The organism is Streptomyces sp. NPDC088817 (genome assembly GCF_044750345.1).
Classification (GTDB): Bacteria; Actinomycetota; Actinomycetes; order Streptomycetales; family Streptomycetaceae; genus Streptomyces.
In genome coordinates, this window is the sequence record NZ_JBIVJN010000001.1 from 745,486 (window position 1) to 769,106 (window position 23,621).

At 73.1% G+C, this 23,621-nt stretch carries 19 protein-coding genes; 8 read left to right on the forward strand and 11 right to left on the reverse strand.

Annotated features, from left to right (window positions below; translation table 11 throughout):
- Positions 1 to 355: 355 nt before the first annotated feature.
- Positions 356 to 1,171: an SDR family oxidoreductase gene (locus tag ACIP4X_RS03470; RefSeq protein WP_358729418.1), complete on the reverse strand. Its 816-nt coding sequence runs from the start codon at positions 1,169 to 1,171 to the stop codon at positions 356 to 358.
- Between the two features lie 242 nt (positions 1,172 to 1,413).
- Here ACIP4X_RS03470 and ACIP4X_RS03475 point away from each other — a divergent pair, with 242 nt between their 5' ends.
- The 4 genes from ACIP4X_RS03475 to ACIP4X_RS03490 all read left to right on the forward strand — a co-directional run bounded on the left by ACIP4X_RS03475 (position 1,414) and on the right by ACIP4X_RS03490 (position 4,569).
- Positions 1,414 to 2,841 (forward strand): aldehyde dehydrogenase family protein, encoded by a 1,428-nt coding sequence (locus ACIP4X_RS03475; protein WP_358729417.1) that lies wholly within the window; start codon positions 1,414 to 1,416, stop codon positions 2,839 to 2,841.
- Positions 2,838 to 3,791: an MBL fold metallo-hydrolase gene (locus ACIP4X_RS03480; protein ID WP_358729416.1), complete on the forward strand. Its 954-nt coding sequence runs from the start codon at positions 2,838 to 2,840 to the stop codon at positions 3,789 to 3,791. Before ACIP4X_RS03475 ends, ACIP4X_RS03480 begins: the two co-directional genes overlap by 4 nt.
- Positions 3,792 to 3,862: 71 nt before the next feature.
- Entirely contained in the window at positions 3,863 to 4,252 is a 390-nt protein-coding gene (locus tag ACIP4X_RS03485) for a DUF202 domain-containing protein (RefSeq protein ID WP_358729415.1), read from the forward strand.
- Between the two features lie 23 nt (positions 4,253 to 4,275).
- Positions 4,276 to 4,569 (forward strand): DUF202 domain-containing protein, encoded by a 294-nt coding sequence (locus tag ACIP4X_RS03490; RefSeq protein ID WP_401346405.1) that lies wholly within the window; start codon positions 4,276 to 4,278, stop codon positions 4,567 to 4,569.
- Positions 4,570 to 5,257: 688 nt separating this feature from the next.
- Here ACIP4X_RS03490 and ACIP4X_RS03495 read toward each other — a convergent pair.
- Positions 5,258 to 6,058: an IclR family transcriptional regulator gene (locus ACIP4X_RS03495; protein WP_358729413.1), complete on the reverse strand. Its 801-nt coding sequence runs from the start codon at positions 6,056 to 6,058 to the stop codon at positions 5,258 to 5,260.
- Between the two features lie 228 nt (positions 6,059 to 6,286).
- Between ACIP4X_RS03495 and ACIP4X_RS03500 the strand changes: the two genes are divergently transcribed.
- From ACIP4X_RS03500 to era, 4 genes are all read left to right on the forward strand, one after another.
- Entirely contained in the window at positions 6,287 to 7,279 is a 993-nt protein-coding gene (locus ACIP4X_RS03500; protein WP_358729412.1) for a PDR/VanB family oxidoreductase, read from the forward strand.
- 28 nt (positions 7,280 to 7,307) lie between these two features.
- Complete coding sequence (locus tag ACIP4X_RS03505; protein WP_358729411.1) at positions 7,308 to 8,513, forward strand: cytochrome P450; 1,206 nt, start codon at positions 7,308 to 7,310, stop codon at positions 8,511 to 8,513.
- A gap of 268 nt (positions 8,514 to 8,781) precedes the next feature.
- Positions 8,782 to 10,143 (forward strand): MFS transporter, encoded by a 1,362-nt coding sequence (locus ACIP4X_RS03510; RefSeq protein WP_358729410.1) that lies wholly within the window; start codon positions 8,782 to 8,784, stop codon positions 10,141 to 10,143.
- An 89-nt stretch (positions 10,144 to 10,232) separates the two neighbouring features.
- Positions 10,233 to 11,186: a GTPase Era gene (era, locus tag ACIP4X_RS03515; RefSeq protein ID WP_358729409.1), complete on the forward strand. Its 954-nt coding sequence runs from the start codon at positions 10,233 to 10,235 to the stop codon at positions 11,184 to 11,186.
- A 78-nt stretch (positions 11,187 to 11,264) separates the two neighbouring features.
- On the opposite strand, the gene ACIP4X_RS03520 is transcribed toward era, so the two are convergent.
- The 9 genes from ACIP4X_RS03520 to ACIP4X_RS03560 form a co-directional block, all read right to left on the reverse strand.
- Positions 11,265 to 13,370, reverse strand: coding sequence for a TIM-barrel domain-containing protein (locus ACIP4X_RS03520; RefSeq protein ID WP_391453101.1), 2,106 nt, complete (start codon positions 13,368 to 13,370; stop codon positions 11,265 to 11,267).
- Between the two features lie 272 nt (positions 13,371 to 13,642).
- Positions 13,643 to 14,764 carry a PfkB family carbohydrate kinase gene (locus ACIP4X_RS03525; protein WP_358729665.1) on the reverse strand — a complete coding sequence of 374 codons (1,122 nt, stop codon included), beginning with the start codon at positions 14,762 to 14,764 and terminating at the stop codon, positions 13,643 to 13,645.
- A 189-nt stretch (positions 14,765 to 14,953) separates the two neighbouring features.
- On the reverse strand, positions 14,954 to 16,243 hold the full coding sequence (locus ACIP4X_RS03530) for a glucarate dehydratase family protein (protein ID WP_358729408.1): 1,290 nt from the start codon (positions 16,241 to 16,243) through the stop codon (positions 14,954 to 14,956).
- On the reverse strand, positions 16,240 to 17,205 hold the full coding sequence (locus tag ACIP4X_RS03535) for a 5-dehydro-4-deoxyglucarate dehydratase (RefSeq protein WP_401346410.1): 966 nt from the start codon (positions 17,203 to 17,205) through the stop codon (positions 16,240 to 16,242). Before ACIP4X_RS03535 ends, ACIP4X_RS03530 begins: the two co-directional genes overlap by 4 nt.
- A 99-nt stretch (positions 17,206 to 17,304) precedes the next feature.
- Positions 17,305 to 18,297 (reverse strand): adenosine deaminase, encoded by a 993-nt coding sequence (locus ACIP4X_RS03540; protein ID WP_391453099.1) that lies wholly within the window; start codon positions 18,295 to 18,297, stop codon positions 17,305 to 17,307.
- Between the two features lie 21 nt (positions 18,298 to 18,318).
- Positions 18,319 to 19,224: a ribonuclease Z gene (locus ACIP4X_RS03545; RefSeq protein ID WP_391453097.1), complete on the reverse strand. Its 906-nt coding sequence runs from the start codon at positions 19,222 to 19,224 to the stop codon at positions 18,319 to 18,321.
- Positions 19,225 to 19,230: 6 nt separating this feature from the next.
- On the reverse strand, positions 19,231 to 19,584 hold the full coding sequence (locus ACIP4X_RS03550) for a histidine triad nucleotide-binding protein (protein WP_358729404.1): 354 nt from the start codon (positions 19,582 to 19,584) through the stop codon (positions 19,231 to 19,233).
- A 92-nt stretch (positions 19,585 to 19,676) separates the two neighbouring features.
- A complete protein-coding gene (locus ACIP4X_RS03555; protein ID WP_401346447.1) occupies positions 19,677 to 22,880 on the reverse strand; it encodes a S41 family peptidase in 3,204 nt (1,067 codons plus the stop codon).
- Between the two features lie 115 nt (positions 22,881 to 22,995).
- Positions 22,996 to 23,571, reverse strand: coding sequence for a hypothetical protein (locus tag ACIP4X_RS03560; RefSeq protein WP_391453095.1), 576 nt, complete (start codon positions 23,569 to 23,571; stop codon positions 22,996 to 22,998).
- Positions 23,572 to 23,621: the final 50 nt, after the last annotated feature.

Here is a 23,621-nt window from a genome sequence, read left to right on the forward strand (position 1 = left end):
TGCCCACCGAGCGAGATCCGGCGACAGCCCACCAGGCAAGGCCCGGCGACAGCCCGCCAGGCGGAGTCCGGTAGCGGGCCGACGGGCGGGATCCGGCGACAGCCCACCAGGCAAGGCCCGGTGACGGCCCGCCGGGCGGAGTCCAGTGGCAGCCCACCGAGCGGGATCCGGTGGGCTGCCCGCCGGGCGGGATCCGGCGACAGCCCACCAGGCAAGGCCCGGTGACAGCCCGCCAGGCGGAGTCCAGTGGCAGCCCACCGAGCGAGATCCGGCGGCATGCCCACCGAGCGAGATCCGGTGGGCTGCCCGCCGGGCGGGGGCTGGTGGCAGGCCACGTGTGGGCGTGCGGCTCGGGTCAGTCGGTGGGGGTGGCGGCCTCGGAGGCCTCCTGGACGGTGCGGTGGGCCGTCAGACCGCCGTCCACGCGGATGTCGGTGCCGTTGATCCAGGCCGCGGAGTCGCTCAGCAGGAAGGCCACGACCCCGGCGATGTCCGCCGGCTCCCCGAACCGTCCGAGCAGGGCGCCGGCCCCCTCGACCTTGGCGACGCCGTGGTCCCGCTTGAAGTCGTCGAGGATCGGCGTGGCCACGGGCCCCGGGCTGACGGAGGTCACCCGGACCCTGCGGGGCAGGTACTCGGCCGCGAGGTGTTCGGTGAGGTACCGCACGCACTCCTTGGAGAACCGGTACGAGTGACCGGTGACACTCTCGTCCCGGGCCACGGCGTCGAGCGCCGCCTCGGTGTCCGCGGCGAGGGCGAAGGCCCGTACCGCGGGCAGGTTCCGCTCCCAGGCGCCGGCCACGGCCGAGGAGAGGTTGACGACGCAGCCTCCCTCCCGGATCGCCGGTACGAGAGCGGCGGTCAGTTCCCGCAGGCCGAAGACGTTGACGCCGAGCACCGTCCGCCAGGGCGCCGTTCCGGGCACCCCGGCGATGTTGGCGAGCCCCGCGAGCCCGTCCGGAGCGGCGTCCAGCACGCTCCGCGCGGCCCCGTGCGCACCGGCGGGCGTGGACAGGTCGGCCCGGACGAAGGTCCCCGCGAAGGACTCGGGCACCGACCGGTCGATTCCGACGACGGGCAGGCCCCTGTCGGCGAGCAGGCGGCCGGCCGCCGCTCCGATACCGGAGGCGACCCCGGTCACGACCACGGGCAACTGCGTGTTGTTCGTCATGGCTCTCACTTGTCCGTCGGCGGAATGTACGAATGACCGGGGGTCCGCGGGCCGAGCCTCCGGCTGAACCGGCATCCGTGACAAGCCCACTTTCCACCCTGTGGAAAACTCCGCCGCGTTCAGGGTGGGCCGGCCACCGCGGCACGGTCCGCTTTCCACTGAGTGGATGACCTGCTTGCCCAGGGCGTGACCTGCGGGGATCGTGACATCCCGTCCCCCCGCCCCCGACCAGGAGCACGCAGATGGCCCAAGAGACGTACGCCGTACACGACCCGGCCACGCTGGAGCCGGTCGGCCGGGCCCCGGTGCACGGCGAGGACGAGGTACGGCAGGCGATCGCCGCCGCGCGGGCCGCCGCGCCGGCGTGGGCCGCGGACCGCGAGGCCCGGCGGGCCGCGCTGCACGCCTGCGCGGACCTCGTCCGCGCCCACGAGGACGAACTCGGACGGCTGCTGTCCCTGGAACAGGGCAAGGTCCTGGCCGAGGCCGTCGGCGAGTTCCGGGTCGGCGCCGGGCTGCTTGACCACTACGCCGCACTCGCCTGGGACGAGGTGGAGCGGCTGCCCGACCGGGCCGACCGCACGGTCGAGGTGCACCACCGGCCCGTGGGCGTGGTCGGCACCATCACGCCGTGGAACTTCCCCATCTCCCTGCTGTGCGTGAAGCTCGCCCCCGCGCTGACCGCCGGGTGCACCGTCATCGCCAAGCCCTCCGCCACGACACCGCTGTCCACCATGGCGCTGGTCGACCTCATGAACCGGGTCCTGCCCGCCGGTGTGCTGCAGTACCGCACCAGCCCCGGCCGGGCGGTCAACGTGGCGCTGAGCGGCCTGCGCGGCGTCCGGAAGATCTCCTTCACCGGGTCGACGGAGGTCGGCACCGCGGTGGCCGCCCAGGCGGCCGCCACGGTCAAGCGCGTCACCCTGGAACTCGGCGGTAACGACCCCGCGATCGTCCTGCCGGACGCGGACGTCGAGACGACCGCGCGCGGCATCGTCGGTTCGGCCTTCCGCAACGCGGGGCAGGTGTGCATGGCCGTCAAGCGGGTCTTCGTGCCGCGCACTCTGCGGGACGAACTGGTCGAGGCGATGGCCGAGGCCGTCGCCCCGCACCGGCTCGGCCACGGGGTGGCGGCCGGGTCGACCATGGGCCCGATGCACTCGGCCGCCCAGCACGGCATCGTCCGCGGCCTGGTCGACGGCGCCGTCGCCGTCGGCGCGCGGGTCGCGGCGGGCGGCGGACGCGGCTGCGACCTGCCCGGTCACTTCCTCGAACCGACGATCGTCACGGACGCCGAGGTCGGCATGGACCTCGTCGACGCCGAGCAGTTCGGCAACGCCCTGCCGGTCGTCGCCTACGACGACCTCCGGACGACGATCGACGGCCTGAACGCACAGGACTTCGGGCTCGGCGCCTCGGTGTGGTCGCCGGACCTGGACCGCGCCCACCGGGTGGCGGCGGACATCGAGGCCGGCACGGTCTGGATCAACCAGCACACCCAGGTGGAGCCGGACGCCCCGTTCGGCGGCTGGAAGGCCTCCGGCCTCGGACGTGAACGCGGCCGCTGGGGACTGGAGGAGTACCTCGAACCCCGGACCGTGAACGCCCGTCCCCACCACACCCCGGCACCGCACGAGGCGGCTCCCGTACCGGAAGGACAGCGCCGGTGACCGACACCACGTCCGCACAGCGCGGCATGGACCTCATCACGCTCGGCGTCGCCGCCGGGCCCGCCATCCGGGGCCCCGAGCACGGCATCGCCAGCGCGGTCGTCGTCGACGACGCCTTCTACCTGGTCGACTTCGGCATCGGCTGCACCCGCGCCGCGGGCGAGGCCGGTCTGCGGGGGCACCGGTTCCGGGCGGGGTTCATCACGCACCTGCACTCCGACCACGTGATCGAGCTCCCGGGGTTCCTGCTGTGGAACTGGGGGCGGCCGGTGAACGGCTTCTCCACCCCGGTCGACATCATCGGCCCCGGCCCCGACCCGGACGAGGGCACCCGGCACCTCGCCGGTACGGCCCGCCTCGTGGCCTCCGCCCTGGACGCGTTCTCCTACGACATCGCCATCCGGGCGGGCGACGAGGACCGGCCGCCGCTGGCGGACCTGGTACGCGCCTCGGAGGTGGCCGCCCCGGCCAGGGGCTCGGCGGCCGCCGGGGAGCCGTTCGAGGTCTACGCCGACGAGCGGATCACCGTGACCGCCGTCCTGGTGGACCACCCGCCGGTGCACCCGGCCCTCGCCTACCGGATCGACTCCGCGTACGGGTCGATCACGTTCTCCGGGGACACGGCCGAGTCGGCGAACCTCGCCCGGCTGGCCGAGGGCACCGACATCCTCGTCCACGAGGCCGTCAACCTCGGCTTCTACCGCAGCCGTGGCTTCTCCGCGGCCTTCCTGGCCCACCAGGAGAACTCGCACACCCCGCCGGCCGGGGCGGGCCGTATCGCCAAGGCGGCCGGAGCGCGGCGCCTGGTGCTGTCCCACTTCGCGGGGCCGGCGGACGCCGAGTACTGGCGTGGGGAGGCCGCGTCGACGTACGACGGCCCGATCGACGTCGCCACGAGCGGGGCGCGGTTCTCCGTCGCCACGGACCCGGCGGTCCGCGCGGGGAGCTGAACGGGCGTACGGGGGTGCCGGCGGATGCCGGCAGGTGTGGAACGGCACGGGAAGGAAGCGGGTAGAACGGCATGGGCACGGGCAGTGACCGGGGGCGCGAGGGCGGGAACGGCGGGGACCGCGAGGAGAAGGAACCCGACTACCGGTTCACGCTCGCCAACGAGCGCACCTTCCTGGCCTGGATCCGTACCGGTGTCAGCCTGCTCGCGGCGGCGGTGGCGGTGCGGCAGCTCGTACCGGCCTTCACGATCCCGCACGCGCGGGAACTCCTCGCGGTCGTCTGCGCGTTGCTGGCCGTCGCCATCACGGGTGGGGCCTATCCGCACTGGCGGCGCGTCCAGCGAGCGATCCGGCGTGACGCGCCGCTGCCCGGCTCCTGGCTGCTGCCCGTGCTGGCGACCGTGATCACGGCGATCGCGTCGTTCACCACGGTGCTGGTCTGGGCCGGCGGGCCCGCGTGAGGCGGGCCGCGCCCGTCCGCGTCGTGGTCCGGGACCCGGGACTGCAACCCGAGCGCACCCGGCTCGCCTGGCGACGGACAGCCATGTCCCAGTCGGTGGGTGCGCTGCTGCTCCTGCACACGGCGGCGAGCGGCTCCTCTCCACTGGGCTGGGCGGGCGCGGCCTGCGCGGCCACGGCCACGGCCGTCACCTTTTTCGTCGGCGGCATGCGCCGGGAGACCGCGCCTCCGCCACCCACGGCGATGGCCCTGACCGCGGCGACGACAGCCGCCACGGCCCTGATCAGCCTGCCCCTCCTACTGACCGGCGGCACCTGAGCCACAGGCTCCACCGCCGGATCCCTCTACGACGCCTGCCGCGCGCGGCCCTTACCGCGAATCACCAACCTCGCGCGGCACCCGCGACGGCCCCGCCCTCGCGTCATGACGCCCGTCCGGCGAACACCCGCACCGCAAGCGCCCGTCCGCGAACACCGGCCCCGCGGTGTCTCGCTGTGTTGCCGACGGGTGGTGTCGTGTCTCGCTGCGAACCGCGTCCGGCGGGCGGTGCCGGGCCGCGCCGCTGGCGGGCGGTGCCGTGCGCCTCGTCACGGGGTGCGAGAGCACCCGCGCCCCGAACGCGGCCCGCCCGAACTTCCGCACCGCGGAGGCCCGACCCGCGCGTATGCCCGCCCCGCCCGCGTCCCGCGCGCGTGCCCGCACCACCAACCCCCGCACCGCCAACGCCCGCGTCCCGCACGAACTCCCGCACCGCCAACGCCCGCGTCCCGGGCGAATGCCCACACCGCACGAACTCCCGCACCGCCAAGCCCCGTACGGCTGACGTCCGCGTCCCGGGCGGATTCCCGCACCGGCGACGACCGACCGCGCACCCCCGCCCCCGTGAAGCGCCCATCCCACGCGAACACCGACGCCCGGCTCGGGCGAACCGCCCACGCACGCGTGCCCACCTGAGCCCGGCGGCGGGGTGCGGGTCCCCCATTCCGCTCGGCCGCGCCGCGCCGCGCTACGCGGCCAGGCGGCCTGCCTCCCTGGCGATGCTTCGGGCGGCGATCTGCAGGACCGGGACGATTCCGGCCGGACGGGGACGCGTGCCGACGGTGACCACGCCGAGGGCCGCGATGACACCGCCGCCGACGGCGGTGACCGGCACCGCGATCCCGTGCGCCCCCTCGACCGCCTCCTCCAGGGTCATGGCGTACCCCTTGCGCCGGACCTGTTCGAGTTCACGGCGCAGCCGGGTCGGGTCGATCACGGTGTGCGGGGTGAGCCGCTGCGGGTTGGCCAGGGCGGAACGCGCGAGTTCCGGCGGCCCGTAGGCGAGGAACGCCTTCCCTCCGGCACTGGCGTGCAGGGCGAGGCGGTCGCCCACCCGGTGCAGGGCCGGACCGGGCTGGGTCCCGGAGATCCGTTCGAGCAGCAGCGCGTGAGCGCCGTCGAGGACGAAGAGGTTGACCACGTGCTTGGTCAGGAACAGCACGTCGTGCATGTACGGCGCGGCCAGTTCGGCGAGGCCGTGATGGCTCTCGGACAGCAGCCCCAGGGACCACAGCTTGTGGCCGATGCGGTACCGGCCGCCGGTCCGCAGCAGGCCGCCCCACTCGACGAGCTCACGGACGAGCCGGTGACAGGTGGCCACCGGCAACCCGCTGCGGCGAGAGATGTCACTCAAGGACAGCTCGTAGTGCTCGGAGTCGAAGGTGTCCAGGATCCTCAGCGCACGGGCGGCGACGGATTTCGGCGCCGCCCCGGCGGATCCCGCCGGCAACGCCTCCCGCCCGGTGGGCCGCTTGTCCTGAGAGCTCATGAAACCGCACATTACGACCCAGGGGAGACGAAGGAAAGCCCTCGGGAAGTTCCGGGAAGCCGCAGGTCGGGGTGGTCGTGAGCAGGGACACGTCGACCAGGGCGCCCATACCGGTTTCTACTGAGTGGAAAGCCCCGGGGAAAGGCGCTCCGCGCTACCTAACATTCCCGCACCGGTGCGACACGGTTCGCCCGGCCCCCGAGGACCACGTGAGAAAGCAGGCATCAGATGGGCGGACTCAGTGCGCGCGCGGACCGCCGCGGCGTCGGGCCCCGCACCCGCGAGGTGATCGCGGAACGCGTGGACCGGATCGCCGACGGTGTCGTCTCCCTGGTCCTCGTGACTCCGGACGGGTCGCCCTTCCAGCCGTGGGAGCCCGGCGCCCACATCGACGTCCACCTCGGCGGCCAGTACGTGCGGCAGTACTCCCTGTGCTCCTCCCCCGACGACCTGTCGCACCTGCGTGTCGCCGTCCTCGACGTCCCCGACTCGCGGGGCGGCTCCCGCTGGATCCACGGGAACGTACGCCCCGGCGACGCGCTGGAGATCTCCGAGCCGCGCAACAACTTCCCGGTCAGGGACTCCCGGAAGTACCTCTTCCTGGCCGGCGGCATCGGCATCACCCCGATCATCCCGATGATCGAGCGGGCGGCGGAGGCGGGCAAGGACTGGCGCCTGGTCTACGGCGGCCGCTCGCGCGGCAGCATGGCCTTCGCCGAACGGCTCACCGACGCGTACGGCGACCGGGTCGAGATCGTCGCCGAGGACGAGCACGGCCGCATGGACCTGCAGAGCGTTCTCGCCCTGCCCCGGGCCCACATGCTGGTGTACGCCTGCGGGCCGGGCGGGATGCTGCGCGCGGTCGAGGACCTGTGCATGGGGTGGCCGCCCGGCTCGCTGCACACCGAGCGGTTCGCGGCGACCGCGCTGGGCCCCGGGTCCGTGGCCGAACCGTTCGAGGTCGAGCTCGCACGCAGCGGGAAGACCGTCTCGGTGCTCACCGACCGCACGATCCTGGAGGCGGTCGAGGACGTCGGTGTCCGCGTGCTGTCCTCGTGCCGGCAGGGCCTGTGCGGCACCTGCGAGACCACCGTCGTCTCGGGCGAGCCGGAGCACCGGGACGCGGTGCTCACCCAGGACGACCAGGACGGGGGCGCGACCATGATGATCTGCGTCTCCCGTGCGGCGGCGGGCTGCGGCCGACTCGTCCTCGATCTGTGACAGACCGGCACCGAAAGAGGTTCCCTTCATGACCATCGCACCCGCCGAGGGCGTCGTCACGCTCCCGGACGACCCCTTCTCCCCGGCGAACATCGCGGACCCCTACCCGATGCTGACCCGGCTGCGCGAGGCCGGCCCCGTGACCTGGCTGGAGAAGTGCGGCGCGTACGCCGTCGCCGGCTTCGAGGAGGTCTACGAGGTCCTCACCGACTTCGAGACGTACTGCTCCTCCGGCGGTCTCGGCCCGCGCGACATCCGCGAGGACGCGGGGTGGCGCCCGCCGAGCATCCTGGAGTCCGACCCGCCGATCCACACGGTCATGCGGCGCGCGCTGACCGGCGTCATCAACCCGGCGACGGTACGGCCACTGCGGGAACGTTTCACCGGACCGGCCGAGGAGATCGCCGAGGAACTCGTCGCCCGCCGCGAGTTCGACGTGGTCAAGGACCTGGCGGAGAAGTACCCGCTGCGGGTCTTCCCCGACGCGGTCGGCATCCCCCAGGAGGGCCGGGAGAACCTGCTGCCCTACGGCAACATGGTCTTCAACGCGTTCGGCCCGCAGAACGAGATCTTCGACCTGGCCTTCGCGCACGCCGACGAGCACAGCGCCGCGATCCTGCGCAACTGCGCCCGGGAGAACCTCGACGACACCGGCTTCGGCGCACGCGTCTGGGACCGTGTGCGGGACGGCCTGATCACCGCCGAGCAGGCCGCCCTGCTGGTGCGGGCCCTGCTGTCCGCGGGCGTCGACACCACGGTCTTCGGGATCGGCAACACCCTCGCCTGCCTGGCCCGCACGCCCGGCGCCTGGGCGGCACTGCGCGAGGATCCCTCCCTCGCCAAGTTCGCCGTGGACGAGGCGCTGCGCCTGGAGTCCCCGTTCCAGAAGTTCCACCGGACGACCACAGCCCCCGGCGTGCTGGGCGGCGTCCACATCCCGGCGGGCGCCAAGGTGCTGCTCTTCATCGGCGCCGCCAACCGCGACCCGCGCAAGTGGGGCGCGAACGCCGACTCGTACGACCTGGACCGGCAGGCGTCCGGCCACGTCGCGTTCGGTATGGGACTGCACCAGTGTGTCGGGCAGCCCATCGCCCGGCTCGAGATCGAGCTCGTACTCAAAGCCCTCGCCGCCCGCGTCGACACGATCGAACTCACCGGCGAGCCGGTCCCGCTGACCCACAACGTCCTGCGCGGATTCGCCTCTCTGCCCGTCCGGGTCACGCCGCGGTCCTGACCGCCGCGCCACCCCCTTCTCCCTCCCGTCCGGCCTTCCGGCCGGCCGGCCTTCCCGCCCCGTCCGGCCCTCTCCCGGCCGCGCGGCCTCGCCCTTCCCGTCCGGCCGCGACAAGGCTCCGGCCTCACGCGTCCCGCAGCGCCCCCGCGCCCGCCGACGGGCACGGGTCATGCGTTTCCAGGAGCCGTCGGCAGCCCGCCGGCGGTTCCGCCCCTCCCTCTTCGCTCCCAGCGGTCCGTTCGCGACCGTCTCCGCTCCGGAGGCTTCCATGACGCAACACCTCGCCACGCCGCCGTCGGTCCCACCGGTCACGGACCCCGCGGATCCCCGCCACTGGACCCCCAGGAAGCGCACCTCCTACGGCTGGCTGACGGCCGTCCTGCTGCTGGTCCTGATGATGATCAGCTGGGCGGACAAGGCCATCCTCGGCATCGTCGCCGTACCGGTGATGCGGGATCTGCACATCACCCCCGAGCAGTTCGGTCTGCTCGGCAGCGCCGTGTTCTTCCTGTTCGGTGTCGCCCAGCTGGTCGCCGCACCGATCGCCAACCGTGTGAAGTCGAAGTGGATCCTGCTGGCCCTGTGCCTGATCTGGGCCTTCGCCCAGGTACCGGTCTTCGTCTTCGCGTCACTGCCCGCGCTGTGGTTCAGCCGGGTCCTGCTGGGCGCCGGCGAGGGCCCGCTGGCCCCGATGATGATGCACGCCGTCTACCAGTGGTTCCCGAAGAAGAAGGGGGCCACGCCCGCGGCCCTCGCCGCCTCCGGCGTGACGCTCGGCATCGTCTGCTTCGCGCCCGTGCTCTCCTGGATCGCGGCCGACTTCGGCTGGCAGGCGACCTTCGTCTTCCTCGCGTTCATCGGCGTGGTGTGGGCGGCGCTGTGGCTCGTACTGGGGAAGGAGGGTCCCTACACCTCGGAGCGGGCCGAGCAGGAGATCGAGGGGACGGCGCCCGTCGCACCGGATCGCACCGCGCCCGTCGCGCAGCCCGTGAAGTACCGGCGTTCCTTCCTCACCCCGTCGTGGCTCCTCGCCGTGCTCTGCTCCTTCCTCGGCTACTGGACCTTCGCCCTGGCCACGTCGTGGCTGCCCACGTACTACGAGAAGGTCATGGGGTACGGCACCCAGCAGGCCGGATCGATGATCGTGTTCCCCGCGCTCTGGGGCACCGTCGCCACGGTCGGGCTCAGCTGGATCACCCAGGTCCTCGACGGCCGCGGTGTCCGGACCCGGGTCTCGCGCGGGGTCGTCCTCTCCTCCGCCACCCTCTTCAGCGGTCTCACCCTGCTCCTCGGCGCCCTCGTCCCGGACGACACCGTGCGCATCGTCGCCTTCACCTTCGGATTCGGCACCGCTCCGGCCCTGTTCGCGGTGACCTACCTGGTCGCGGCCGAGATGACCACGGTCGGCCAGCGCGGCGCCGTGCTGCAGGTGACCAACGCCCTGCTCAGCACCGGCGGCCTGTTCGCACCCGCCATCACCGGATTCCTGGTCGGCTCGGCGGCGACGAGCGCGCTGGGCTTCACCCACGCCTTCGTGCTCACCGCCGTGCTGCTGCTGGCCGTGGGCGTCCTGTCGATGCTCTTCATCGACCAGCAGCGGGACCGTGCCCGGCTGGGCCTCGCCGAGTGAGTACGGGCCGCCCCGGCCGGGGCTCCGGCCGGGGCGGCCCGCGCCACCGTGGTACAGACAGGGCTTGTCGATCAGGGACAATGGGCGCCATGAGCGTTCGCAACCAGTCATCCGAGCAGTCCGTCGCGGCTTCCCACCGGGCCGGCTTCGCCTGCTTCGTGGGCCGCCCCAACGCGGGCAAGTCCACCCTCACGAACGCTCTGGTCGGGCAGAAGGTGGCGATCACCTCGAACCGGCCGCAGACCACGCGGCACACCGTGCGGGGCATCGTCCACCGCCCGGAGGCGCAGCTGATCCTGGTGGACACCCCGGGGCTCCACAAGCCGCGCACCCTGCTGGGAGAACGGCTGAACGACGTCGTACGGGCCACCTGGGCCGAGGTCGACGTGATCGGCTTCTGCCTGCCGGCCGACCAGAGGATCGGCCCCGGTGACCGGTTCATCGCCAAGGAACTGGCCGGGATCAAGAAGACGCCCAAGGTCGCGATCGTCACGAAGACAGACCTGGTGGACTCCAAGGCGCTCGCCGAACAGCTGATCGCGATCGACCGGCTCGGCGAGGAACTGGGGATCACCTGGGCGGAGATCGTGCCGGTGTCGGCGACGGCGAACAAGCAGGTGGACCTGCTGGCCGACCTGCTCGTCCCGCTGCTGCCCGAGGGGCCCGCGCTCTACCCCGAGGGCGACCTCACGGACGAGCCCGAGCAGGTCATGGTGGCCGAGCTGATCCGGGAGGCGGCGCTGGAGGGTGTGCGGGACGAACTTCCGCACTCCATCGCGGTGGTGGTGGAGGAGATGCTGCCCCGTGAGGACCGGCCGGAGGACAGGCCGCTGCTCGACATCCACGCCAACGTGTTCATCGAGCGGCCGAGCCAGAAGGGCATCATCATCGGGCCCAAGGGGAAGCGGTTGAAGGAGGTCGGGATCAAGTCGCGCAAGCACATTGAGGCGTTGCTGGGGACGCCGGTGTTTCTCGACCTTCATGTGAAGGTCGCGAAGGACTGGCAGCGGGATCCGAAGCAACTGCGCCGCCTCGGCTTCTGAGAGCCTCCGTAACTGGGGCTCCCCACCTGGGGCTTCGCCCCCTGCGCCCCCGGCTTCAGTCGTCCCGGGCCGTCGCCGTCAGCTCAGGGCCTTCAGGGCACTCTTCGCGTCCTTTGCGTTCAGGTTGATGAAGATCGGGGTTGTGTTCAGGGGGGTCGTGTAGGCCGGGAGGGTGCGGGGGCCCTTGAGGGTGCGGGCGTGGGTCACGTCGTACCAGGTGCCCGGGGGCAGGTGAACCGGGCGGCTGGGGGCGTCGGTCAGTTGGGGGGCCGCCAGGATCGCGGGGCCCAGCATCCACTCGTCGGTGATCGTGTACGCCCGCTCGTCGTGCGGGAAGTCGAAGAAGAGCGGGCGCATGATCGGGTCGCCGGTGCGCAGCGTGTGCCGGACCTGGTCGCGGATGTACGGGGCGAGGCGGCCGTGACGGGCGATGGCCTCGCGGTAGAGGCCCGCGGTCCGCGCGTCGTACACCACCTTCCGGCCGGTCGTCACATCGACGGTGTCGACGGGTGACGTGGAGGCGTACATGAGCGGCATCAGCGACGCGGCCTGGGCCCAGCGGACCAGGACCTGACCGGTGGGGGCGGGCCGGCCGCTGGAGCCGCCGATCATGTCGGTGGTGACGAAGGGGTAGCCGATGGTGGAGATGGCGAGGTTCTGCGTCACGGCGGCCCGCAGCGAGTTCCAGCCGGTGCCCTTGTCCAGTTGGCGGGTGACGAACCCGGCCCGGTGCGCGGTGGTGTCCCAGTGGACGCGGATACCGACGCCCTGGAGGTCGAACTCGTCGGCGAGCCGCGCTCCGAGGCGCTGGTAGTCGGTGGGCTGGTGGCCGGCCCGTGGAACGCACCGCTCGTCGAAGAAGCGCGTGTCGAACTTCAGCCCGTCGACGCCGTAGGCGCTCATCAGGCCGCGGAGCCGGCCCTCGTACCAGGCCCTGGCCTTCGGATTGGCGAGGTCGACGATCCCGGCCGTGCCGTTCCACCAGGTGACCCGGCACGGCTCGGCGGGATCGGTGGCGGCGCCCAGCAGATAGCCGTGGTCGGCGGCGTACCGGTACTGGTCGGAGTCCAGGTTGATCCACAACGTCACCCAGAGGCCGAAGTCGAAGCCGAGGCCGTGGATCCGGCGGGACATCGCCCCGGGGTCCGGGTAGGCCTTCGGGTCGAAGGTCATGTTCCCGTAGTCGGACTCCCACTTGTCGTCGAGCTGGAGCGTGTGCCCGGTGATCCCGTGGTCGTGCAGGTCCTGGGCGTAGCCGAGGAGCCGCGCCTGGTCGACGTGGGTGTAGAACTGCGCCCAGGAGTTCCACACCGGCTCGGCGTACTGCCGCGGGGTGGCGTCGCTCTTGTCCGGCTTGCCCACGACGCCGACGTAGTCGCGGTAGACCTCCAGCGGCGTGGACTCGACGAAGACCGTGGCCCGGTAGGGGTCCGCGGACTCGATGTCGAAACGGCCGAGGCCGTCGTCGTCCTCGTTGATCGCCACGTTCATGACGTGCCCGGTGTCCACGTGCAGTCCGGTCGCGGAGGACGTGTACCAGAACGGGTCGACCATGTAGTAGGAGGCGGGCCCGAAGGCCGGGTCGGCGACCTGGCCGCTGTCGAGCGGCCAGGGCTGGTCGGTGGCGGGACCTCCGTGCGGGGTCCGGGTCTCGCCGTGGCCGTACCAGTGGCCGGCGGAGGACAAGTCGTAGGCGAGGCCGAGGCGTTCGGGGGCGGCGCCGACGACCTGCCAGTCGAGCCGGTAGCGGTCGGCGGACGGGGTGACGTGGGCCCGTACGGTGGCGCCGGGCGCCGTCGTGGCGGCGGTGAAGGTGAGCGTGCCGTTCTTCCAGGTCCAGTCGGTGACGCGGGTGGCGTGCTGCCATGTGCCGGCGGTCCGGAAGCGCAGTGCTCCGGTGTCGCCGCCCGCGGTGGCCAGCACCGTGCCGCCCGAACGGGTGATCGTCAAGGCGAGTTGATTCCTCATCACCCGTAATGCGTAACCGGGGGTGGTGCGGTCCGCCGGTACGGTCAGGGTGAGCCGGTCCGCGGAGTGGGTGAACCGGGGCACGTGCCGGTCGGTGGCAGTCGCGGTCAGCGTTCGCGCCCGGGCCGGTTCCGGCGCGGTCAACGCGACGGGCAGCGCGAGGACAAGGCCGAGGACGGCGAGGAGCACCACGGGGCTGCGGGATGGTCTGCGCACGACGCGTGCCCTTCGACGGCGGGAGTCAGGAGGCTGGAGGCTGCTCGCCTCACCGTGCTCGGTCGCGCCGATGATCGGGCGACGGACGACCCCTGTCAACGACCTTCCCGGCCAAGCCACGATCGGCGCGGCCCACGGCCGACCTGGTCCGCGGTCGGCCCGGCCCACGGCCGACCCGGCCCACGACCGCACCGGCCAGACCGCCAGGCCACTGGGGCCGTCACGCCGTCAGGCCACCAGGCCGAGCAGACGGGGCAGGCCGGTCACGTCGTTCACGCCGGCCTGCGGAAGCCGATTGTTGGTACGGCTCGGCGGCGGGGCCAGGGCTCGACGCCGGCCTCGGGGATCAGGGACTCCAGGAACGCGTACCGTCGCAGGGCCGCCGGGTCCTGGCCCTCGACCGACTGCACCCGGCGCCACCAGGCGGCGATCTCGGACCAGCCGGGGGCCGACAGGGAGCCGCCGAACTCCTGCACGGACAGGGCGGCGGTGAGGCCGGCGAAGGCGAGCCGGTCGGCCAGCGGCCAGCCGGCCAGGGTGCCGGTGACGAAGCCGGCCACGAAGACGTCACCCGCGCCGGTCGGGTCCAGGGCCTCCACCGCGATGGCGGGCACCTCGGCGCTCTCCCCCGTGCGCCGGTCGACCGCGTAGGCGCCCTCGGAGCCGAGGGTGACCACCGCGAGCGGCACGTACGCGGTGAGCGCGTGCGCGGCGGCGCGCGGACAGGCGGTGCCCGTGTAGCGCATCGCCTCCTCGGCGTTGGGCAGGAACGCCTCGCAGTGCTCCAGGTCGGGCAGACCCGCCAGGTCCCAGGCGCCGGTGTCGTCCCAGCCGACGTCCCCGAAGATGCGCGTGCCCTCGGCCGCGGCCTGGGCGATCCACGGGGAGCGCCGGCCCGGCGTCAGGGAGGAGACCGCGGCCCGCGCGCGGGGCCGGCACGCCGGGGCGCCCTCCTGGAGGAACACGGCCTCCGGGGGCGGCTCGTGGCCGTGCGAGACCATGGTGCGCTCACCCTCGTACGCCATCGAGACGGTGACCGGCGAGTGCCAGCCGGGCACGGTGCCCGACGGGGACAGGTCGATGCCCTCGCCCTGTTCCAGCGCGTCCCAGCAGTAGTCGCCGTAGTGGTCGTCGCCGAAGGCCGCCGCCAGGGACGTCCGCAGTCCCAGGCGGGCCAGCGCGGTCGCCATGTTGGCGACCCCGCCGGGGCTCGACCCCATCCCGCGCGCCCAGGACTCGGTCCCGCGCACCGGGGCGGAGCCGAGTCCGGTGAAGACGATGTCGAGGAAGACGGTGCCAGTGAGGTACACGTCCCAGGGCGGGTCGTCCGCCGAGCGCAGTCCGGCCAGCGGGTCGACCGGGTGATCGACGTGGGCGTGCGGCGCCCCGACGATGTACTCCCGGCCGTTCCGGTCTTCCGGGCCGTCCCGGTCCTCCGGGTACTCCGGTCCCGTTCCGGCGGAGATCCCGGCGGACGTGTTGGACGCGGTCACGGTGCGCTCCCTGACGTGGTGCTGGTCCGGCCAGTGTGCACCAGAGCGCCGACGACACGTCGGCGCTCGCGCCGGGGAGCGCCGACGCGCCTACCAGCGGGGGGTCGGCGGGGTGACCCATCCCGGTTCGGCGACGCGCATGGCCGCCGCGTCGTCCCGGTCCCGCAGCCGGCCGTCGTCCTCGGTCCAGCGGCGGTGCAGGAAGGCCAGCCTGTCCCGGTCGAGTTCGACGCCGAGACCGGGGCCGTCGGGGACGGCGACCCGGCCGCCGTCGAAGGTGAGCCGCTCGGTCAGGACGTCCTCCGACTGCCAGGGGTAGTGGGTGTCGCAGGCGTGGTGGAGGCCGGGCACGGTGGACGCCACGTGGGTCATCGCGGCGAGGCTGATCCCCAGGTGGGTGTTGGAGTGCATGGACACGCCGACGCCGAAGGCGGCGCACAGGGCCGCGAGCTGCTGGGTGTTGCGCAGGCCGCCCCAGTAGTGGTGGTCGGAGAGCAGCACCTGCACCGCGTTCGAGGTGAACGCCTCCTTGATCTCGGCGAAGGTCGTCACGCACATGTTGGTGGCCAGCGGCACACCGGTCCGGGCGGCCACCTCGGCCATGGCGGGTGTGCCGAGGGCGGGGTCCTCCAGGTACTCCAGGACGTCCCCGAGCTGCCGGGCCACCTCCACGGAGGTCTCCACCGACCAGGCCCCGTTGGGGTCAAGGCGCAGCGGATGCCCCGGGAAGGCCTCCGCCAGGGCCCGTACGGCGGCGATCTCCTCCTCGGGCGGGAAGACGCCGCCCTTGAGCTTGAAGGAGGTGAAGCCGTGGCGTTCGGTGAACTCGCGCGCCTGCTCCACCACCCCCGCCGGGTCGAGCGCGGCACCCCAGTCGTCCTTCTCGCAGGCGACGCCCTCCGGGTGCCCGGCCCATTTGTAGAAGAGGTAGGCGCTGTACTCGACGGAGTCGCGCACCTTGCCGCCGAGCAGCGCGTGCACCGGCAGGCCGAGCGCCTTGCCGAGGGCGTCCAGGCAGGCGACCTCCAAGCCGGACAGGACGGACAGGCGCAGTTTGTCGGCGGTCTGGACGCCGCGCAGCCCTCCGACGTCGACGGCGTTCTCCACCCGGGAGGCGTCCACGGCGACATCGAGGGCGAACAGGCCGTTCAGGTCCGTTATCCGGCGTCCCGTCAGCCGGTCGGCGAGCGGGCGGGCCAGCTCCAGGTACTTGGTGTCGCCGTAGGTCTCGCCGTATCCGGTGATGCCGTCGGCCGTCACCACTTCCACGATCAGGCGGGGTGTGTACGGCTGGTGGACGCCCTGGGTGTTCAGCAGCGGCGGGTCGGCGACCAGGATCGGGGTCAGCCGTACCTCGGTGACGGTCAGGTCGCCGGTCACAGGGCGGCTCCCACCATGTCGAGTCCCGCGGAGAGCAGTTCCCGCAGGTCGGCCAGGTCGACGGGCGAGGGGTCGGTGAGCGGGGCCCTCACGGGTCCGACGGGACGGCCGCGCAGCCGGGCGGCCGCCTTCACCAGGGACACGGAGTATCCGGGCACCCGGTCGCGCAGTTCGACGAAGGGGACGTAGAAGTCGCGCAGCAGCTTGTCCGCGCAGCCGCCGTCGCCGGACCGCAGCGCGGCGAGGAAGGCGTTCGCGATCTCCGGGGCGAAGGCGTGCACGGCGGAGGAGTAGGCGGCCACGCCGACGGTGGCGTAGGCGCGGGCCTGCATCTCGGCGGTGGGGGCGCCGTTGAAGAACAGGAAGCCCTCGGGGGCGGCGAGGGTGAGCCGCTGGAGGGCGTCGAGGTCGCAGCGGCCGTCCTTGAGGCCGATGACCGAGGGGATCCGCGCGATGCGCCGGAAGGCCTCCAGGCCGTACGCGACCGGTCCGCGCTGGTAGGCGATGAGCGGCAGCCGGGTGCGGGCGGCGAGCTGTTCGAGCTGGGCGGCCAGTCCGTCCTGCGGGGCGGCGACGAGGTAGTGCGGCAGGACGAGGAGCGCGTCGGCGCCGGCCTCCTCGGCGATGCGCGCGAACCGCGCGGCCTGCGCCCAGCCGTAGCCGGTGCCCGCCACCACGGGCACCCGGCCCGCCGCCTCCTCGACGGCGATCGAGACGACCCGGCGGTACTCGTCCTCGTCCAGGGAGAAGAACTCGCCGGTGCCGCAGGCCGGGAAGAGGGCGCCGGGCGCGGTGGCGAGCTGGGCGGCCAGATAGGCGCGGCAGCCGTCGGGGTCGAGCGAGCCGTCGTCGTGGAACGCCGTCAGCGGGAAGGACAGCACGCCGCGTGCCATCCCGTCCCGCAGTCTGCGCACCACATCGGACGGATCCGCGGTGTTCGTCTCCGGACTCACCCTGGCCATCTCCCCGCATAGACGCCATCCACGTATGGGAACGGAGTTTAGAAACGCGAACTTCCCCCGTCAACGGGCGTGCGGGGACGGGTCGTTGGCGAGCGGCGGCTACGGGAACTCGTACGCCTTGACCTCGGCGAGGTACCGGCGGCGGCGTTCCTCGTCGTGTTCCAGGAAGGAGGCGAGGAAGGAGTTGCGGGCCAGTTGGCGCAGCCGGTCCTTGCCCAGGGCCAGGGTGTCGCGCACGGCGTGGAAGTTGTCGCCGACGTAGCCGCCGAAGTAGGCCGGGTCGTCGGAGTTGAGCGTGCACAGCAGGCCGGCGTCCAGCATGGCGGGCAGCGGATGGTCGGCCAGCGTGTCGACCGCGCGGAGGCGGACGTTCGACAGGGGGCACACGGTCAGCGGGATCCGGTCGCGCACCAGGCGGGCGACCAGCTCCGGGTCCTCCATGCAGCGCAGCCCGTGGTCGACGCGCTCGACGCCGAGCACGTCGAGCGCCTGCGTGATGTACTCCGGCGGGCCCTCCTCGCCGGCGTGCGCCACGCGCCGCAGCCCGAGGGCGGCGGCGGCCTCGTACACCTCGCGGAACTTCGCCGGCGGGTGGCCCGCCTCGGCCGAGTCGAGGCCGACCCCGGTGATCCGGTCGAGGTACGGCTTGGCGGCGTCGAGGGTCTCCAAGGCCGACTCGGCGGACTCGTCGCGCAGGAAGCACATGATCAACCCGGTCGAGACGCCGTGCCGCTCCTCACTGCCGCCCAGCGCCCGCCACAGTCCCTCGACGACCGTGCCCATGCCGACACCGCGGGCGAGGTGGGCCTGCGGGTCGAAGAAGATCTCCGCGTGCCGCACGCCCTGCGCGGCGGCGCGCGCGAGATAGGCGTCGGCCAGGTCCTCGAAGTCCCGCTCGGTGCGCAGGACGGCCATGAGCTCGTAGTACAGGTTCAGGAAGGACTGGAGGTCCTCGAACCGGTAGGCCTCGCGGAGCGCTTCGGTGTCCGCGTACGACAGTTCGACGCCGTTCCGGGCGGCCAGCTCGAACGCGAGCTCCGGCTCCAGGGTGCCTTCGATGTGCAGATGCAGTTCGGCTTTCGGCAGAGGCATCGGAACATCGTACGTCCCTGGTCAGCGGCGCTTCGGGACCGGCACTCTGAGCAGGTCGTGCGCCACGGTCAGCTCGCCCTCGAACCCGGCCGCCCGCGCCTGCCGCTCGAACTCCTCGGGCCCGGTGTACCGCTGGCTGAAGTGGGTGAGGACCAGATGCCGCACACCTGCGTCCCGCGCCACCCGCGCCGCCTGACCAGCCGTCAGATGGCCGTGCTCGACGGCCAGCGCCTCGTCATCGTCGAGGAAGGTCGACTCGATGACCAGCAGGTCGCAGCCCTCGGCGAGCGCGTGCACGCCCTCGCACAGCCGGGTGTCCATGACGAACGCGAACCGCTGTCCGCGCCGCACCTCGCTGACGGCTTCCAGCGGGACCCCGTCCAGCGAGCCCTCGCGCTGGATGCGGCCCACGTCCGGGCCCTTGATCCCGTGCGCGGCGAGCCGCTCGGGCAGGATGCGGCGCCCGTCCGGCTCGATCAGCCGGTAGCCGAAGGACTCCACCGGGTGGGAGAGCCGGCGGGCCTCGAAGGTGTACGCCGGGGTCGTCGCGAGGACGCCGTCGGCGTCGACCGGGACCTCGGTGAGCCCGACCGTCTCGCGGTAGGCGGTGGCGTAGCGCAGACGGTCGAAGAAGCGCTTGCCCGAACGCGGGTAGTGGGCGGTGATCTCGTGCGGCACCCGGTCGAGGTTGATCCGCTGGATCACCCCGGCCAGGCCGAGGCTGTGGTCGCCGTGGAAGTGGGTGACGCAGATCCGGTTCAGGTCGTGCGCCGCGACCCCGGCGCGCAGCATCTGGCGCTGGGTGCCCTCGCCGGGGTCGAACAGGATGCCCTCGCCGTCCCAGCGCAGCAGATAGCCGTTGTGGTTGCGGTGCCGGGTGGGCACCTGGCTGGCGGTGCCGAGGACGACCAGTTCACGTACGGACACGACGGCCTACCCGGGGGGCCACTGGAGACCGCGGCCGCCCAGGACATGGGCGTGCGCGTGCCAGACGGTCTGGCCCGCGCCGGAACCGGTGTTGAACACGATGCGGTAGCTGTCCAGCTTGTCCTCGTCGGCGATCGTCTGCGTCTCGCGCAGGACGTCCGCGGCGAGGGCGGGGGCCCCGGCGGCGAGGGCCGCGGCGTCCTTGTAGTGCGCCTTGGGGATCACCAGGACATGGGTGGGCGCCTGGGGGTTGATGTCGCGGAAGGCGATGGTCGTCTCCGTCTCACGGACGATCGTGGCCGGGACGTGCCCCGCGACGATCTTGCAGAACAGGCAGTCGTCCTGGGGTTCCCCTGCCATGCGGTGCTCCTCACGCCGGGTTGATCGAGTACGGGCATGGTATCCAGGCCACGCGGATCCGTCCGGGTCCGGGGGCCGCCGCCCCCGGACGGTCACGGCAGGGACGGCGGGGTCTTCGCGGGCGTCTCCTGGAGCGCTTCGAGGGCGAGGCGGATCGCCTCGTCGAGGGGGGCGTCGAGGGCCGCCGCGTGGTCCTGCGGGCGCTGCGCCACCTCGATGTCCGGGTCGACGCCGTAGTTCTCCACGCCCCACCCCTGACCCTCCAGCCAGAAGGCGTACTTGGGCTGGGTGATCAGTGTGCCGTCCACCAGGCGGTAGCGGCTGTCGATGCCGATCACGCCGCCCCAGGTGCGGGTGCCGACGACCGGTCCGATGCCGAGCGCCTTGATCGCCGCGTTGACGATGTCGCCGTCGGAGCCGGAGAACTCGTTGGCGACGGCGACGACCGGGCCGCGGGGCGCGTCCTGCGGGTAGCTCTCCGGCAGCATGCCGCGCGGCAGGTCCCAGCCGACGATCCGCCGGGCCAGCTTCTCCACCACGAGCTGGGAGGTGTGGCCGCCGCGGTTCTCGCGGACGTCGACGACGAGTCCCTCGCGGGCCACCTCCACGCGCAGGTCGCGGTGGATCTGCGCCCAGCCGAGGGCCTGCATGTCCGGTACGTGCAGATAGCCGAGGCGGCCGCCGGACCGCTCGTGGACATGGGCCCGGCGGTCGGCCACCCACGCGTGGTACCGCAGGGGCTCCTCGTCGGCGACGGGCACCACGACCGCGTGCCGCGGGTCACCCCCGCCGGCCGGCAGGACGGTCAGCTCGACCGGCTTGTCCGCCGTGCCGACCAGCAGCGGACCGGGTCCGGCCACCGGGTCGACCGGCCGGCCGCCGACCGCGACGATCGCGTCCCCGGCGCGCACCGCGACGCCGGGCGCGGAGAGCGGGCTGCGCGCGTGCGGGTCGGAGGTCTCCGAGGGCAGGATCCGGTCGATGCGCCAACCGCCGTCCTCGTGCCGGGAGATGTCCGCGCCGAGCAGCCCCTGCCGGGCGCCGTGCCCGTAGCCGCCGGCCGGTATGACGTAGGCGTGGGAGGTGCCCAGCTCGCCGTGCACCTCCCACAGCAGGTCGACGAGGTCGTCGTGGGTGGCGATCCGGTCCAGGACGGGCCGGTAGCGGTCGAGGACGCCGTCCCAGTCGACGCCGCCCATGTCCGGCCGCCAGAAGTGGTCCCGCATGACGCGGCCGGTCTCCTCGTACATCTGCCGCCACTCGGCGGCCGGGTCGACGGTCTGCCGGACCCGGCCGAGGTCGACGGTGATGTTGGAGTCGCTGTCCTCGTCGCCGGAGGCGCGCCGGTCGCTTGGCACGACCTTCAGCTTGCCGTCCGTCCACAGCAGGACCCGCTTGCCGTCGCCGCTGACCGCGAAGTGGTCGGCGTCGGCGGCGAGGTGCTCGATGCGCTGCTGGAGGAGGTCGTAGCGCTCCAGCTCGGTCTTCGGGTCGGGGTCGTCGGGCGTGGCGCGCGAGACACCGAGGACTCCGCGCACCGGGTGCCTGAGCCAGAGCACGCCGTCCCTGGCGGCGCGCAGGTCGGAGTAGCGGGCGGCCTCGACCGGGAACGGCACGATGCGGTCGGCCAGGCCCTCCAGGTCGATCCGGGTCGCCGGGACGCCCTCGCTGTCCGGGGTCTCCTCCTTGTCGGCCGTCTCGAAGGGCCGGCCGTGCCGCTGCGGGCCGAACGGCGAGGGGGTCGCCGCGGCGAGCGTGATCAGGTGCGGGCGGGAGCTCTCGACGAACGCCAGGTCGAAGACGTGCTCGTCGTAGACCGGGTCGAAGGAGCGGTGGGAGAGGAAGGCGAGGTGCTTGCCGTCGAGGGTGAACGCGGGCGCGTGGTCCCGGAAGCGCAGCGGGGTCGCGTCGGTGACCGACAGGTCGGTGGTGTTGGCGAGGCGGAGCTGGCTGAGGGGGCGCGGGCCGGGGTGCGACCAGGCCAGCCAGGCGGAGTCGGGGGAGAAGGCGAGGTCGCACACGTCCCCGTGCTCGCTGCGGTCGACCTCGCGCACCTCGCCGCTCTCGCGTTCGACGAGCAGCAGCCGGCCGTCGTGGGAGGCGACGGCGACGCGGCTGCCGTCGGGGGCGGTGGCGAGTTCCAGGACGCGGCCGAGCTGCCCGGCGCCCAGCCGGCGAGGGGTAGCACCGGGCGCGAGTCCGGTGGCGGGCGCGAACTCCAGGGCGTCTTCGCCCTCGGCGTCCGTCACCCACACCACCCACTCCTCGCCCTCGGCGCGGAAGGTGCGCGGCAGCCGGCTGCGTACGCCGGGCTCGGCGGCGAGTGCGCGGGCGGGACCGGAGCGGTGGGTGACCCAGTGGACGGCGCCGCGCACGGCGACCGCGCTGCCGCGCGCGGTGTGGTCGGGGGAGGCCGAGCCGAACCAGTGGGAGGCGTTGAGCGGGTAGGGCTGGAGGTCCACGCGCGGCCCGCCGAGCCGGACGTCGATGCGGCGCGGCTCGGCGCCGTCCAGGTCGTCGAGGAGCCACAGTTCACCGGCGCTGGAGTAGACGACCCGGGTGCCGTCCGTGGCCGCGTGTCGCGCGTAGAACCTGTCCAGGGGGGTGTGCCTGCGCAGGTCGGAGCCGTCGGCGAGGGAGGAGTACAGCGCGCCGGTGCCCTCGTGGTCGGAGAGGAACGCGATCCTCTCCCCCACCCACAGCGGGTATTCGAGGTTGCCGTCCAGGTCCTCGTGCAGCCGGACGAACTCCCCCGTGTCGTCACGGTCGATCCACAGCTTGCCCGCCGCGCCGCCCCGGTACCGCTTCCACCAGGCCGCCTCGCGGCCCATCGGCGCGGACAGCAGCACGGTATGAGGCCCGTGGGCGACGTCGCCGACGGGCCCGTACGGCAGGGTGGTGGCCGGTCCGCCGTCGAGCGGGACGGCGCGTGCCCAGGTGCGGCGCAGGCTGGCCTGGCCCTGGGTGCTGAGCGCGAGGACCTCGCCGTCCGGGGTCCAGCCGCGCACCTGGGTCCTCGTGCTCCCCCAGTACGTCAGGCGTCTGGCGGGGCCGCCGTCGACCGGGGCGATGTGCGCCTCGGGTGCGCCGTCGCGGGTCGAGGTCCAGGCGACGAAGGCGCCGTCGGGCGAGATGCGGGGGTGGTTCACCGGCACGTTGTCCGCGCTGACCCGCCAGGCCCTGCCGCCGTCCAGCGGCGCGAGCCACACGTCGTCCTCGGCGGTGAAGGCGACCAACTCGCCCCGCGGGTACGGGAACCGGAGATACGCGGAGGAGGCGGAGAACGCGGACGACACGGACGCGGGCGACGATGTGGGCTGAGTCACGTGATCACCCTACGCAGGGGCGGCGGCCACGGACAGGGGGCGAACGGCCTCCCCGCGCGCGAACCGAACCGGCGGCGGTGCGCTGTCACTTGCCCCGGACGGGCCAGCAGGTGGGATCGCCCTGGCACCAGATCGTACGTGTGACGGTCACCGTGACCCCCGGCTGCGGCTGCCCCTGGGTGGGCCGGTAGGTGACGGGCGGCCGGTACGTGGGTCCGGGGGTGGCGTCGCAGTCGCCGAGGCCGTGCACGTGGAACAACTGCTTGCCGCCCACCTCGGCGGTCAGGTCCCCGCGTACGCAGGCGCCGTCGACGGCCCGGGTGACCTTCCCGGTGACGGTGATCCGCCGGCCGTCCTTCGTCTCACCCTTGCAGTCCACGGAGACCACGGTGGTCTCGGACGCCGAAGGCGCCGGACTCCCCGCGGCGCGGGTCCGGCCGCCGTCGCCCTCCCTGCCCGTACAGCTGAGCCAACTCACGGAAGCGTGCCGCCGGTTCAGTTCCGCCGTCGCCGTCCTGTCGGTCGTGTACGCCGCCGAGCCCGCGGTGAGCCCGCCGGGATCGCATGCGACGGCGCCGCCCGCGGCGACCACCGCGAGCACCGTCACGGCCCTCACCCGCCGCCCGTGCGGCAGGTGCCGAATCCGTCTCAATGCCCCCATGTACGGCAGCCTGCCACCGCCGCGCCCGGGACGGTAGAGCGCATACGGCC